At 66.4% G+C, this 11,927-nt stretch carries 14 protein-coding genes; 8 read left to right on the top strand and 6 right to left on the bottom strand.

Annotation, left to right across the window (positions count from 1 at the left end):
* The first annotated feature begins 42 nt into the window (after positions 1–42).
* The 4 genes from I1E95_RS02735 to I1E95_RS02720 all read left to right on the top strand — a co-directional run bounded on the left by I1E95_RS02735 (position 43) and on the right by I1E95_RS02720 (position 3,034).
* Positions 43–585: a cupin domain-containing protein gene (locus I1E95_RS02735; RefSeq protein ID WP_197165255.1), complete on the top strand. Its 543-nt coding sequence runs from the start codon at positions 43–45 to the stop codon at positions 583–585.
* Between the two features lie 350 nt (positions 586–935).
* Positions 936–1,253, top strand: coding sequence for an HPF/RaiA family ribosome-associated protein (locus I1E95_RS02730; RefSeq protein WP_231594816.1), 318 nt, complete (start codon positions 936–938; stop codon positions 1,251–1,253).
* Between the two features lie 348 nt (positions 1,254–1,601).
* The gene (locus I1E95_RS02725; RefSeq protein WP_231594815.1) at positions 1,602–2,618 is read left to right on the top strand and encodes a zinc-binding alcohol dehydrogenase family protein; all 1,017 of its coding nucleotides are present in this window, start codon (positions 1,602–1,604) and stop codon (positions 2,616–2,618) included.
* Between the two features lie 170 nt (positions 2,619–2,788).
* On the top strand, positions 2,789–3,034 hold the full coding sequence (locus tag I1E95_RS02720) for a GlsB/YeaQ/YmgE family stress response membrane protein (RefSeq protein WP_197165251.1): 246 nt from the start codon (positions 2,789–2,791) through the stop codon (positions 3,032–3,034).
* Positions 3,035–3,124: 90 nt separating this feature from the next.
* Here the strand turns inward: I1E95_RS02720 and I1E95_RS02715 are convergent, their stop codons facing one another.
* A complete protein-coding gene (locus I1E95_RS02715; RefSeq protein WP_197165250.1) occupies positions 3,125–3,862 on the bottom strand; it encodes a hypothetical protein in 738 nt (245 codons plus the stop codon).
* Positions 3,863–3,967: 105 nt separating this feature from the next.
* Entirely contained in the window at positions 3,968–4,216 is a 249-nt protein-coding gene (locus tag I1E95_RS02710; protein WP_197165248.1) for a hypothetical protein, read from the bottom strand.
* 210 nt (positions 4,217–4,426) lie between these two features.
* Here I1E95_RS02710 and I1E95_RS02705 point away from each other — a divergent pair, with 210 nt between their 5' ends.
* The gene (locus I1E95_RS02705) at positions 4,427–5,008 is read left to right on the top strand and encodes a PliI family lysozyme inhibitor of I-type lysozyme (protein WP_197165246.1); all 582 of its coding nucleotides are present in this window, start codon (positions 4,427–4,429) and stop codon (positions 5,006–5,008) included.
* A 27-nt stretch (positions 5,009–5,035) separates the two neighbouring features.
* Here I1E95_RS02705 and I1E95_RS02700 read toward each other — a convergent pair whose 3' ends face one another.
* The gene (locus I1E95_RS02700) at positions 5,036–5,773 is read right to left on the bottom strand and encodes a hypothetical protein (protein WP_197165244.1); all 738 of its coding nucleotides are present in this window, start codon (positions 5,771–5,773) and stop codon (positions 5,036–5,038) included.
* 28 nt (positions 5,774–5,801) lie between these two features.
* Positions 5,802–7,874 carry a DNA primase gene (gene dnaG, locus I1E95_RS02695; RefSeq protein WP_197165242.1) on the bottom strand — a complete coding sequence of 691 codons (2,073 nt, stop codon included), beginning with the start codon at positions 7,872–7,874 and terminating at the stop codon, positions 5,802–5,804.
* A gap of 109 nt (positions 7,875–7,983) precedes the next feature.
* On the opposite strand from dnaG, the gene I1E95_RS02690 reads away from it, so the two are divergent.
* On the top strand, positions 7,984–8,835 hold the full coding sequence (locus I1E95_RS02690) for a DMT family transporter (protein WP_197165240.1): 852 nt from the start codon (positions 7,984–7,986) through the stop codon (positions 8,833–8,835).
* Positions 8,836–8,851: 16 nt separating this feature from the next.
* Here I1E95_RS02690 and I1E95_RS02685 read toward each other — a convergent pair whose 3' ends face one another.
* Together I1E95_RS02685 and I1E95_RS02680 are read right to left on the bottom strand one after the other, a co-directional pair.
* Positions 8,852–10,300: a glutamate decarboxylase gene (locus I1E95_RS02685; RefSeq protein WP_370594570.1), complete on the bottom strand. Its 1,449-nt coding sequence runs from the start codon at positions 10,298–10,300 to the stop codon at positions 8,852–8,854.
* A gap of 87 nt (positions 10,301–10,387) precedes the next feature.
* Positions 10,388–10,897: a hypothetical protein gene (locus I1E95_RS02680; RefSeq protein WP_197165238.1), complete on the bottom strand. Its 510-nt coding sequence runs from the start codon at positions 10,895–10,897 to the stop codon at positions 10,388–10,390.
* A 23-nt stretch (positions 10,898–10,920) separates the two neighbouring features.
* Here I1E95_RS02680 and ruvA point away from each other — a divergent pair, with 23 nt between their 5' ends.
* The gene (gene ruvA, locus I1E95_RS02675; RefSeq protein ID WP_197165236.1) at positions 10,921–11,586 is read left to right on the top strand and encodes a Holliday junction branch migration protein RuvA; all 666 of its coding nucleotides are present in this window, start codon (positions 10,921–10,923) and stop codon (positions 11,584–11,586) included.
* Positions 11,587–11,657: 71 nt separating this feature from the next.
* Positions 11,658–11,927: a 30S ribosomal protein S15 gene (gene rpsO / locus I1E95_RS02670; protein WP_006170432.1), complete on the top strand. Its 270-nt coding sequence runs from the start codon at positions 11,658–11,660 to the stop codon at positions 11,925–11,927.

The raw sequence follows: 11,927 nt of genomic DNA, 5'->3' as shown, positions 1-11,927 counted from the left end.
CGCGCCGAATCCCCCAGACGTGCCGTTGATCTCGTGCCTCCCATGCCCGTCCGTCCTGCGATAGGGCCCCTGCTGAGGCTCCAGATCTGGCAGCGCCGGCTGGCCATGATGTTGCTCGGCGGCTGTCTGCTGCTGTCAGCCCCGAAGGTGCAGGCTGGTGGGGAACTGCCCGGAATCAAGGTGCAGACACTGGTCCGATCAGGCAAGGCCTGGAACGGCACACGGCTGCCCGCCTATCCCCGTGGGGAGCCTGAAGTCACCGTTCTGCACATCACGATTCCCCCTGGGATGGAGCTGCCGATGCACATGCACGCGGTGATCAACGCCGGCATGCTGATCCGCGGGCAGCTGCTGGTGATCAGCGAGGCGGGCCCCAGGTTGCAGCTGAAGGCGGGAGACGGGCTGATCGAAATGGTGAATCAGCCCCACTACGGCAGCAACAACGGCACGGAACCGGCCGAGATCGTGGTGGTTTACGCGGGGGTGAAGGGGACGCCGATCACGGTGCTCGAACCCGCGCCATCAGCAGATCCGATGCACCGCCCTCCCGCTTCCGGACCGGCGGGTTATCGGAATCCCGGGTAATTGCTGATCTGAGATTACAATAGTCGTTGGGAAACTGAGGTCAGCTGACTGGTCCGCTTCTTCAGGAGATATTGGTTCGCAATGGTGCATAGTCAATGGCGCTCAGTTCGATGAAGCGTAACTCTTGTGAAATCTGCAACTTGTTCAACCCTGTTCCTCTCGACTGAGACCATTGATGTCAGGGTCCGAAGCTGTCGAATGGCGGTCAACCCAACCCACCGCAGGCTGCAGGCAGTGTCCCAGGGAATGAGCGCCTTATACGGGATGTGAAGTCATGACTGGCATCTTGTGTGGATCTGGCTAGTAGTGAGTTGAGCCCACGACGCTCACTATCGCTCGAGGCAGTCGTCATGCAGATCCAGGTCAACACAGACAAGAATATCTCTGGGCACGAAGCTCTGGCTCAGAATGTTGAGGACACTCTTCATCGTATTCTTGCACGCTTCGCTGATCATATCACCAGGCTGGAAGTGCATCTCAGCGACGAGGACAGCACCTCAAAAGCAGGCATGGTTGACAAGCGATGCCTACTTGAAGCTCGGCTTGCTGGGCGTGAACCGACAGCTGTGAGTGAACTTGCGCTTACAACTGAGCAAGCAGTGACCGGCGCTGCTCATAAGATGGTGAGCATGCTTGACAGTGAATTAGGTAAGCTTGCCATGCACTAGGGTGCCTGTACTGCCTTGGTGGTCATGGGCCGAGCTTCAGGATCCAGCGGACGGGCTCAGAAGCTTATGGTGGATGATGAGAGTCACTTCTCGCCGCTCGTCTTGAGCGGCAGTCGATGCTTCCATGGGCGAATAAGAATTCAATGAATTCTGTGCTCCTCGTGAAGACACCTCCTGCCTCAACCACTGGAGAGGTGCCTATGCCTGGAAGGTGGGTGGGATGATGTTTGCCATTGGTGGTAGAGATAAGGCAGGCAAGCTGGCCTTCACCTTCACAACATCTGAGCTCGACTTTTATCTCCTGAGCGCCGAGCCTGGCTTCCGCCCTGCTCCCTGATCTTTTCTCCCATGTCCATGAAGGCTGTCACCGTCGGCGCCTCCCTGCACGAGTCCGATCCGCGCCGCCTTCAGGACCGTGAACTGCCCATACCCACTCCCAGCAGCCACGATCTGCTGGTGGCGGTGGCCGCCGTCGCCGTGAATCCGGTGGACCTCAAGGTCCGCGACGCCACCGGCGCCGATTCACCGGCCCCACGGGTGCTCGGCTGGGATGCCAGCGGGGTGGTGCGGGCGGTGGGCGCCGAGGTGAGTCTGTTCCGGGTGGGGGATGCGGTGTTCTACGCCGGGGAGATCACACGGCCTGGCAGCAATGCCGAGTTCCAGCTGGTGGATGAGCGACTGGCGGGCCGCAAGCCTCGATCGTTGTCCTTCGCCGAAGCGGCGGCGTTGCCGCTCACCACGATCACCGCGTTCGAATCCCTGTTCCACCGGCTGCGGATCCCCCGTGATGGCAGCGCCAGGGGTCAGACGATCCTGCTGATCGGTGCCGCCGGCGGTGTCGGCTCGATCGCCATTCAGCTCGCCAGCCGCGCCGGGCTCACGGTGATCGCCACGGCTTCCCGGGCCAGCTCGATCGCCTGGGTGCAGGAGCTCGGTGCCCAGCATGTGGTCAATCACCACCGCCCGTTGGTGGAGCAGGTGCGTGCCCTCGGGCCTCGCTTTGTGGATCACATCGCCATCTTCAGCGACATGGGTCACTGGCCTGAGGCCGTGGAGCTGATCCGTCCCCAGGGCGGCATCGTCTGCATCGAGGCCACAGATCAGCCGATGCCGATGGCCGAGATGAAAACGAAGGCCGCCAGCCTGCACTGGGAATACATGTTCGCCCGGGCGCTGCATCAGACGCCAGACATGATCGAACAGCATCACCTGCTCAATCAGGTGGCCGATGAGATCGATGCCGGCCGGCTGCGCACCACCGTCACCGGGATTCTCCGGCCGATCAATGCCGCGAACCTCGAGCAGGCCCATGCCCGGATCGCTTCGGGTGAGGTGCACGGCAAGATCGTGCTGGAGGGATTTTGACCAGCGGCAGGCACAGGTCTATGTTCACGCTCCCTGGTGCAGCCTGATCGATGGGTGTGATCAAGGGTCAGGATTGACAATGAGTTTCTAAGGCGATCAGGTCCGCTGATTGCAGCTCTTGGCCCCACATCTACGGTGTGACTGATCGTCAGGACCAACGGCGAGTGCCTATGAACGTTCTCTGGTTTCTGCTGGTCGGCGTGATCGCCGGCTGGCTGGCGGGTGTCCTGGTCAAAAGAAGTGGCTTCGGCCTGATCGGTGATCTGGTCGCCGGCATCATCGGAGCCCTGATCGGTGGCCTGTTCTTCGGCGGTCTGGGTGGAGCCTTCGGAGGTGGCGTGCTGGGCAGCATCGTGGTGGCCACCCTTGGCGCCGTGATCCTTCTAGTGATCCTGCGCCTGCTCAAGCGCGCCTGACCTCCGCTGGCCTCGACGTCAGGCCACCAGCAATCCCCCTGTGGCTTAGGGCCACAGGGGGGACATCTCAGCCGCTGATCCAGCCGCTGGTCAGTTGCAGTCGCTCTTTGTTGTGTAGGTGATGGACTGATAGCGTCCGTTGGTGGTGCGAATCGCCACGCAGTTTTTTGTGCTGGGCTGCTGCCAGTAGCTGAAGGAACTGTCGGCCAGCTTGGTGCCGCCGCGGTAGGTGTAGCCCTTGGACGTCAGGGTTCCTTCGGCCTGGCCCCCTTTGGCGCCCACCAGGGATTGCAGATCGGAGACCGGAGCGCCCTCCCGGGCTGGCTCGGTCGTGGTGATGGGCTTACCGGAGATCAGCCCGCCGATCAGAGCACCCACCGCGGCACCCAGGAGCGTGCTGGAATCAGCCTTCTGGGCGGAATCCTCGAAACGGACGTCGGGGTTCTCGACGCGGTCGAGCCGAACGGAGAGCTTTCGGGGTTCGCCGTCATTCCAGCTGAAGACCTCATGGTCCGGTTGGATGCTGTGACTGACGCTGCGAATGCCGTCGTAGGTCTGCACACTCAGCGCCTGCACGTTGGGGCCCGAGAAGCTGAACTCCGTGCCGTCGTCGAGCTTCACGACATAGGCATCGACGCTTCCAGCCTTCTTGTGCTTGAAGAGGCAGTGTCCGTTGAAGGCTTCGTACCCACCGCTCATCAGTTTGCAACGGCCCTGGGCCCGGACCAGGACTTCGGCCATGGCTGCCGGCGCGAAGGGGGCGGACAGGCCCGACAGCAGAAGACCCGCGCCAAGGGCTGCGGAGTGGTGACGAAGGCTGCAAACCATGGGTGATGTGGACATTGAAGGTCGGATCGAACCGCCTCGCTGGGCAATCCAGAGAGCATTCATAACACATCTTTCAGGACCAGGCCACGCCGAGTGGCACCCAGCTCAGCGTCTTGCCCCGATGGTGCAGCTGATCAATCCGACCAGCGTCAGCGCGGCCAGCAACGGCCAGATCAACAGCAGATCCACCCGGATGTTGGCCTCCGGCGTGCGCAGCTGCACCAGCGCCTCCCAGGCGGCGTACAACCCCCAGGCCAGGGAGGCCCACAGCAGGGACCAGCCCGCCAGCAGCACCAGGGCCACGATCAGACAGTGCCCCGGTTGCCCGACCAGGAGTTCAGCGAGGAGGGTCACCGTTCACCACCGAGGGTTCCCACAGGAGCGTGGGAGTGTTCTGTTCCAGAGAACATGCCGCCCAGCATCGCGTCGGGACCTGCCGGCGTTTTCCCTGCTGGGCCTGAGGGGGGCGGAGGTGCAGGGGCATCGGCTTCCGCAGTGGCGCAAGGCCGTCACTGTGAGAACCCGCCGCTGACGATGATGGCCAGGGCAACAGGACCATCTGCCATGGCACTTCACCACGATCGGATCGGGCGTCTCGGGTCATGGGCCCTCGGATCGGCTCTGCTTCTGGCCGGAGCTTCGGCGCTCGCGGCTCCGTTCCGCAGCAACCTCAGCCTCCAGGGAGTCAGCTTCGCGGTGACAGCCAGCGGTGAGGGCTCGACCCAGCAGCTCACGGTGAAGGCCCGCCGCGGCGACAAGGCCTTCCCGTCCATCCAGGAGACCGTCGAGGGCCGTGTGGTCGGTGCCGAAGTGGAGGACCTCAACAGCGACGGGCTGCCTGATCTGTTCGTCTATGTGCAGAGCGCCGGCAGCGGCAGTTACGGCTCCGTGAAGGCCTGGACCACCACCAGGGCCGGGGGCCTGCTGCCGATCCATCTGCAGGACATGAGCTCCAACGATGCCAGGGGTTACATGGGCCACGACCAGTTCGCCGTGGTGGAGACCAGCCTGGTGCGGCGCTTCCCCGTCTACAGGAGCGGCGACAGCAATGCCAGGCCCACCGGTGGCACCCGCCAGGTGACGTACAAGCTGGTGCCCGGCGAGGCGATGTGGCAACTCAAGCCGGTGCGTTCCACCCAGTTCTGAGCAGGGGGCAGCCAGGCCTTGCCTGGATCAGAGGCTGCGGGGCGGCGCGGCGATGGCGGGCCTGTCGCAGGGCAGGGGATGGGTGGGGTTGGCGTCGTCGTCGGTGTCGAGCAGGACCACGCCCCGAACCGCTTGACGCAGGGGCTCGGCGGGGGGCGCTGAAGGGTTGCTCGGATAGCCGCGGCCGTTGAAGGGCAGACGGGCGTAGTAGCCGTGGCCCGCATCGATCCTCACCCGGCTGATCAGGTCTCTCCAGCCGTTGTGGCGCTGGTCGCTCACCACAAGGGGCGGCTTGAACAGCGACATCCTTGACACCAGGCGCAGACCCTTCTCCTTGGGACCGTTCTTGAACACATAGGCGTTACAACCGCCTGTGCCGCAGGTGTAGGGGCCGATCACGCTGGCCACCAGCTCGTCCTGCCGGTCTCCGTTCAGGTCGATGCGGTTGTAGGCGTAACGCAAGGGGCCAGCCGCCCGGCAGGCGTTGCGGCGCTGATGGATCTCGGCCTGCCGCCATTCCGCCGTGCCCGGGTCGGGACCATGGCCCTGGTCGTCCACCACCGCTACGGGGAACAGGTCCTGTCGCAGGGCGTCCTCCAGGAGGCGGTTCGGCGTGGCGATCGGAGCCACCGTCTGCCGGATCCGGGGGGCCGGACCGCTCGGCTGCGCGGAAGCGGTCCCCAGGGGGCCCGCCAGTGCCATCAGCCCGGCGAAGCCCAAGGCCTCCGCCGGGCTGATGCGGACGCGCGGTTTGCCTGGGGCCATGGGGTTACTGGGCGAAGGCGGGTGCGGCTCAGCTGGCCAGCCGTGCCGCCGCCAGGGGATCAGCGCAGCGCTGCTGGTCGAGGTGATGGATGTGCCGACGTTCGTTGTAGTACAGCTCCTGGAAGCGCAGGGCATCGCCGTTCAGTTCGCTGAACATCGAATCGATCCGGCTTTCCATGCTCAGGGCGGCGGCGGCGCTGGCTTCCGCCTCGCTCTCCTCCAGCAGGCGGGCGATGCAGCGCTCCAGCGTTTCCAGCCGCTGGGATCCCCAGGCATCGAGCAGGTGGCGGCAGCGCTTGAGGCTGCGCTGGCGCTCCAGCACCGCCGTGGTGCCGCGCAGCTGCAGCAGGGGTTCGGCCAGGGCCATGCGCTGCAGTTCGTTCGGCTCCAGCAGGGGGGTGAGCCGATTCAGCAGCTCGCTTTCCTCCACCAGCAGCCGGTCGCTCAGGAGACGCGGCAGATCCAGATCGGCCAGATCGTCGCCCGGATCACTGCCCCGGTTGATCGCCTCCAGCCGGCCCACGCCGAGGTTGTCTTCCTCCAGTTCGCTGATGCTGGCCCAGAGCAGACGGTGGTGGGCGATGGCGAAATCCTCCAGCTCCCGCTGGCGCAGCTCTCGGCGGATCGCGCCGCGGTGACGGCCCGCATGCAGGTAGAGGCGCAGCAGCTCCGCTTCGGCGCGCTCGCGCAGGCCGATCTCCCCGGGTTGCTCCCAGCGGCTGGCCCGGCCATGCCAGCGCTCACCCTTCACCTGCTGGCGCAGGTCCTCTTCCAGCTTCTGGGCCAGCCGGGCCTGGCCGCCGCTGAGCCGCTCGGCCACCTGCTGCAGGTAATGGCTGCGCACGGCGCTCTGGGGCAGCTTGCCCAGCAGGGCAACCAGGGAAGCCACCGCCTGCTGGAACTGATCGGAGCGGGCCAGATCCTTGTCCTCCAGAACCTGCTCGATCTGCCAGTCGAGCCAGAGGGGTGCCCGCTCCAGCAGGGCGCGGTACTCGCCGGCGCCATGCTGCCTGAGGAATTCATCAGGGTCCTTGCCGGCGGGCAGGTGCAGCACCCGCAGCTCCAGCTGCCCCTGCAGCGCCTGCTGCTCCACCGCCCCGATCGCCCGCTGGGCGGCGCGCACACCGGCGCCATCGGTGTCGAAATTGAGCACCAGGCGGCGGCTGTCGCAGCAGCGGCAAAGCTGGGTGATCTGCTGGCTGCTGAGCGCCGTGCCCAGCGACGCCACCGCATTGGTGATGCCGGCGGCGTGGAGGGCGATCACATCGAAGTAACCCTCCACCACCACCGCCTGGTCGTCCTTGCGGATGGCGTTGCTGGCACGATCCAGGCCGAACAGGTGCTTGCCCTTCTCGAACACCTCCGTTTCCGGGGAGTTGAGGTATTTCGGCTCACCGCCATCAAGGCTGCGGCCGCCGAAGCCGATCACCCGACCCTGGCGGTCGCGGATCGGCACCATCACCCGGTGGCGGAAGCGGTCGTAGAACCCGTCGCCGCCCTTGCGCGGCACCACCAGCCCGGCCGCCTCCAGCAGCTCCGGCGGCAGGTTCTCCACCTGGCCGAGGTGCCTGAGCAGCGCATCCCAGCTCTCGGGGGCGTAGCCCAGGTCGAAGGCGTCGATCGTGCCCTCGCTCAGACCCCGCTCCCCGGTGAGGTAGGTCAGGGCGCCGGCGCCTTCGGGGCTGCGCAGCTGACTGCGGAACCAGCCCGAGGCCAGGCTCAGGGCGCGCAGCAGGGCCTCACGGCGGGAGAGCTGCCTGCGCAGCCGCTCCTGCTGCGGCCCATCCACCGTTTCCACCGGCAGCTGGTACTTGCGCGCCAGATCCAGCACCACCTCGCTGAAGCTGGTGCGCTGCAGCTCCATCAGGAACTTGATGGCGTTGCCGCCGGCCCCGCAGGAGAAGCAGTAGTAGAACTGCTTGGCGGGCGACACCGTCATCGACGGCGATTTGTCGTCGTGGAAGGGGCAGATCCCCACGAACTCCCGCCCCTTCTTCTTGAGCACCACGTGCTCGCCCACCACATCGACGATGTCCGCGCGCTCCTTCACCGCTTCGATCGTGCGGGGGTGGAGGCGGGCGTGGGGCTGGGACTGGCTCAAGGGATGGCGCTACCGCTGGGGTCGCTCTGGCCTCCATTCTGCCGCACCACACCAGAAGTGGGGCGAGCGCGCCCATGGCGAGCCCCCGGCCTGGCGGGCGGGTCTGTGGATGGTCGCCAGCGCCCTGGCCTTCAGCCTGATGGGGGTGTGCGTCAAGGCCCTGGGGGGGCGCCTGCCGGTGGCGGAGGTGGTGCTGGCGCGGGCGGTGGTGAGCGTGCTGATCAGCTGGTGGATGCTGCGGCGGGCCGGTCTCCACCCCTGGGGTCAGCGGCGGCGGTTGCTGGTGGGGCGGGGCATCCTCGGCACCGCCGGGCTCTACTGCGTCTATCTGGCCCTGATCGGTCTGCCGCTGGCGGTGGCCACGGTGCTGCAGTACCTCCACCCCACCTTCACGGCCCTGCTGGCCTGGCCGCTGCTGGCCGAGAAGCCGGGCTGGCGGGTCTGGGGAGCCGTGCTCCTGGGCTTTCTGGGGGTGGTGGTGCTGGCCGCCCCGGGCGGGGTCGGTGCGGCGGCTGGCGCCGGTCTGCCGGCCCTGCCGCTGCTGTTCGCCCTGGCCGGTGCCCTGCTCTCGGCCCTCGCCTACGTGAGCGTGCGCGCCCTGCGCAGCAGCGAGCATCCCCTGGTGGTGGTCTTCTATTTCCCGCTGATGGCCCTGCCGCTCAGCCTGCCCCTGGTGCTGCTGTGGCCGGTGGCCCCCACGGTCGCCGAGTTCGGCTGGCTGCTGGGGGTGGGGGTCTTCACCCAGCTGGGGCAGATCGCCCTCACCTACGGATTGATGGGCATGGCGGCCGCCCGGGCCACGGCCATCAGCTACGTGCAGGTGCCGTTCTCGGCGCTGTGGGGCGTGTGGTGGTTCGGCGAGGCCGTGCCGGCCCGAGCTGGGCTCTCGGCGCTGCTGGTGCTGCTGGCCACCCTGTTGAGCCTGCGGGCCAGGCCAGCCCCGGCGGCCTCAGACCCCTGAGCTGAAGCTGAGCGCTTCAGTGATGGAATCCCGTCGCTTCCTGGCTGGTCAGCGAGGTGCTCACGGGATGGAGCCGGAGATGGTCGATGGCACCCCTGATGTCCTCCAGCAGCAGGTCGGCGAGGTCACGGCTGACGCCATGCCGCACCAGGATCCGCTGCACGGCCTGATCGCCGCAGTGGGCCGGCAGGGTGTAGGCCGGCACCTGCCAGCCCCGCACCCGCAGCCGGTCCGCCAGGTCGAAGAGGTTGAAGCCGGGATCGTCCCCGTCCCTGATCCGCCAGCAGACGCACGGGATGCCCGTGTGCGGATCACCGCCGTAGATGATCTCGAACGGGCCGAGTGTCACGAGTTCCGCCGCCAGATGCTGGGCGGTGGCATAGCAGGCGTTGTGCACCTTTCGGTAGCCTTCCTTGCCCAGTCGGATGAAGTTGTAGTATTGGCAGACCACCTGGCCGCCGGGCTTGGAGAAGTTCAGGGTGATGTCACGCATGTTCCCGCCGAGATAATTCACCCAGAACACCATCTCCTCGGGAAGATCCTTCTCGTCCCGCCACAGCACCCAGCCGGCCCCCAGCGGCGCCAGACCGAACTTGTGGCCTGAGGCATTGATCGATTTCACCCTGGGCAGACGGAAATCCCAGAGCAGATCGGGGTGGCAGAAGGGGGCGAGAAAACCACCGCTGGCGCCATCCACATGGATGGGGATGTCGAGGCCGGTGTCCCGCTCGAAGGCATCGAGGGCGGCGGCCACCTCCTGCACGGGTTCGTACTGGCCCGTGAACGTCACCCCCAGGGTGGGCACCACCCCGATGGTGTTCTCATCGCACCGCTCCAGCACCTGCTCGGGTGTCATCAGCAAGCGGCCGGGGTCCATTGGGATCTCCCGGTGCTCGATGTCCCAGTAGCGGGTGAATTTGTGCCAGCAGATCTGCACGGGCCCGGTGACGAGATTCGGCTTCCCGACCGGTTTCCCCTGCTGACGCCGGCTGGCTTCCCAGCGGCGTTTCATCGCCATGCCGCCGAGCATGGCCGCTTCGCTCGATCCCACGGTGGTGCAGCCGATGGCGCCATCGATCGACGGGGCATTCCAGAGATCGGCCAGCATGCGGGCGCAGCGGGCTTCGATTTCGGCAGTCTGTGGATATTCGTCCTTGTCCTCCATGTTCTTGTCGATGCACTCATTCATCAAGCGATGAACTTCCGGCTCCAGCCACGTCTGGCAGAAGGTGGCCAGGTTCTGGCGTGAGTTGCCATCGAGCATCAACTCATCGTGAATGGCGGCATAGACAGACCTGGGATCGTTCTCCTTGGTCGGAAACGTGCGCTTCGGCATGCCGGCCGCGAGATCACCGGAGGCGTAGATGTCATCGTTACTGGAATGGCGCTGTGTGGAACGGCCTTTGTGGCGATCTGAAGGCTGATCTGAATGGCGTTCAGAATGAAGATCTGACTTGTCGGCCATTGAACTTCCTGGTGATTCGCGTGAACTAACTCTATGGCATCTGCGGATTGATTACCGGCATCTTTGTTGTGGGAAGGCTGGCTCTGATCAGGCTGGCCGGTCGCCTTCGAGCGGCAGGGGATCCACCAGCCAGTCCTGGCTGAGGCTGTTGGCGGCCATCCCGACCGGACGGGCCAGCCGCCAGCTCTCCCCCCTCTCCCCCCGCAGCAGATACAGCTCGAAGGGGCTGTCCACCCGGTAGGGATCGTCCGCCAGGCGCCAGTCGAACCGGCCGGTGAGGTGCAGGCCCTTGCCCAGCCCGATCGGAATGGCCTCCTGGTGATCGACGCGCACCCGGCTCACCTGGGGTCGCCCCACGCCGGCGTCCAGTTTCAGGGCGTCGGCGATGGCCTGCTGGGTGAGCTCGATCTGCAGCCCCAGGGCCTGCAGCAGCACGGCCCGGGGCGGTTGGCCCGCCGCCTGGCAGCCCCCGAGACCCAGCAGCCCCACCCCGAGCAGGACCACCAGCACGGCATTCAGCAGCGACCGCCTCCAGCGGCTCCACGGGGAGGGAATGGCCACAGACCGGCTGGCGGGGGTTGGCGGACCGGGCAGCATGGGTCGGATCGGTAGTGATCTCCATGATCGGCTGGCTGCAAGGCCATGTGGCAGAGCCGTGGCAGCAGGGCAACCGCTGCGGGCTCCTGCTGGCCTGCGCCGGCGTGGGCTACGAGGTGCAGATCACCCGCCGCCACTGGGAGCTGCTGCCACCGGCGGGCAGCCCGCTCAGCCTCTACACGCACCAGTCGGTTCGTGACGACGGCTGGACGCTCTTCGGTTTCGGGGCCCGCCACGAGCGCGATCTGTTCCGTCTGCTGGTGGCCGTGAGCGGCGTCGGACCCCAGATGGCCCTGGCTCTGCTGGGCACCATGCCCTGCGAGGAGCTGGTGCAGGCCATCGTTCAGGCCGACCTGCGCCGTCTCTGCCGGGCGCCCGGGGTGGGCAAACGCACGGCCGAGCGGCTGGCGGTGGAGCTGCGCGGCAAGCTGGCGGAGAGCTTCGGGGCGGCCGCCGCCGCTGGCGATGACGACCTGCTCGATGGGGCGACCGGCGGCTCAGGCGGTGATCCGGGGCCGGCAGCCTCCACTCGCGAGGAACTGCAGCTGACCCTCACGGCCCTGGGCTACGAGCCCCTGGAGATCAGCCGTGCCCTGCGGGCCCTCGGCCGGGAGGGCCTCGATCCGGCCCACGACGCCGAGGCCTGGCTGAGCGCCTGCCTGCGCTGGCTCGCCCGCGAGGCCGCCTGAGCGAATCGCTTGGGGTTCAGAACCCCGAGGCGTTAGGTTGATTGTTTGCACCGTCAGGGCCCGACGCCGGCATGCCGCTCGATACCACCAAGAAGCAGGAACTGATCAACTCCCACCAGACCCACGGCACCGACACCGGTTCGGTCGAGGTTCAGGTGGCGATGCTGAGCGAGCGGGTGACCCAGCTCACCGGCCACCTGCAGAAGAACAAGCACGACTTCTCCTCCCGCCAGGGGCTGCTGAAGATGATCGGCCGCCGCAAGCGCCTGCTCGGTTACCTGCGCGCCGAAAGCGAAGAGCGCTACAGCCAGCTGATCGCCAAACTCGGCATCCGGGGCTGA

It is taken from the genome of Synechococcus sp. CBW1107, assembly GCF_015841355.1.
Classification (GTDB): domain Bacteria; phylum Cyanobacteriota; class Cyanobacteriia; order PCC-6307; family Cyanobiaceae; genus Regnicoccus_A.
Note: the sequence above shows the minus strand (reverse complement) of the source record. Positions and strands in the feature narration are given on the sequence as shown.

Bases quoted from the DNA above. Each gene is read 5' to 3' on its own strand.
- ruvA (WP_197165236.1), top strand. From the start codon at position 10,921: ATGATCGGCTGGCTGCAAGGCCATGTGGCAGAGCCGTGGCAGCAGGGC.
- rpsO (WP_006170432.1), top strand. From the start codon at position 11,658: ATGCCGCTCGATACCACCAAGAAGCAGGAACTGATCAACTCCCACCAG.
- I1E95_RS02685 (WP_370594570.1), bottom strand. From the start codon at position 10,300: ATGGCCGACAAGTCAGATCTTCATTCTGAACGCCATTCAGATCAGCCT.
- I1E95_RS02715 (WP_197165250.1), bottom strand. From the start codon at position 3,862: ATGGTTTGCAGCCTTCGTCACCACTCCGCAGCCCTTGGCGCGGGTCTT.
- I1E95_RS02690 (WP_197165240.1), top strand. From the start codon at position 7,984: ATGGTCGCCAGCGCCCTGGCCTTCAGCCTGATGGGGGTGTGCGTCAAG.
- I1E95_RS02700 (WP_197165244.1), bottom strand. From the start codon at position 5,773: ATGGCCCCAGGCAAACCGCGCGTCCGCATCAGCCCGGCGGAGGCCTTG.
- I1E95_RS02735 (WP_197165255.1), top strand. From the start codon at position 43: ATGCCCGTCCGTCCTGCGATAGGGCCCCTGCTGAGGCTCCAGATCTGG.
- I1E95_RS02680 (WP_197165238.1), bottom strand. From the start codon at position 10,897: ATGCTGCCCGGTCCGCCAACCCCCGCCAGCCGGTCTGTGGCCATTCCC.
- I1E95_RS02725 (WP_231594815.1), top strand. From the start codon at position 1,602: ATGTCCATGAAGGCTGTCACCGTCGGCGCCTCCCTGCACGAGTCCGAT.
- I1E95_RS02720 (WP_197165251.1), top strand. From the start codon at position 2,789: ATGAACGTTCTCTGGTTTCTGCTGGTCGGCGTGATCGCCGGCTGGCTG.
- I1E95_RS02730 (WP_231594816.1), top strand. From the start codon at position 936: ATGCAGATCCAGGTCAACACAGACAAGAATATCTCTGGGCACGAAGCT.
- I1E95_RS02705 (WP_197165246.1), top strand. From the start codon at position 4,427: ATGGCACTTCACCACGATCGGATCGGGCGTCTCGGGTCATGGGCCCTC.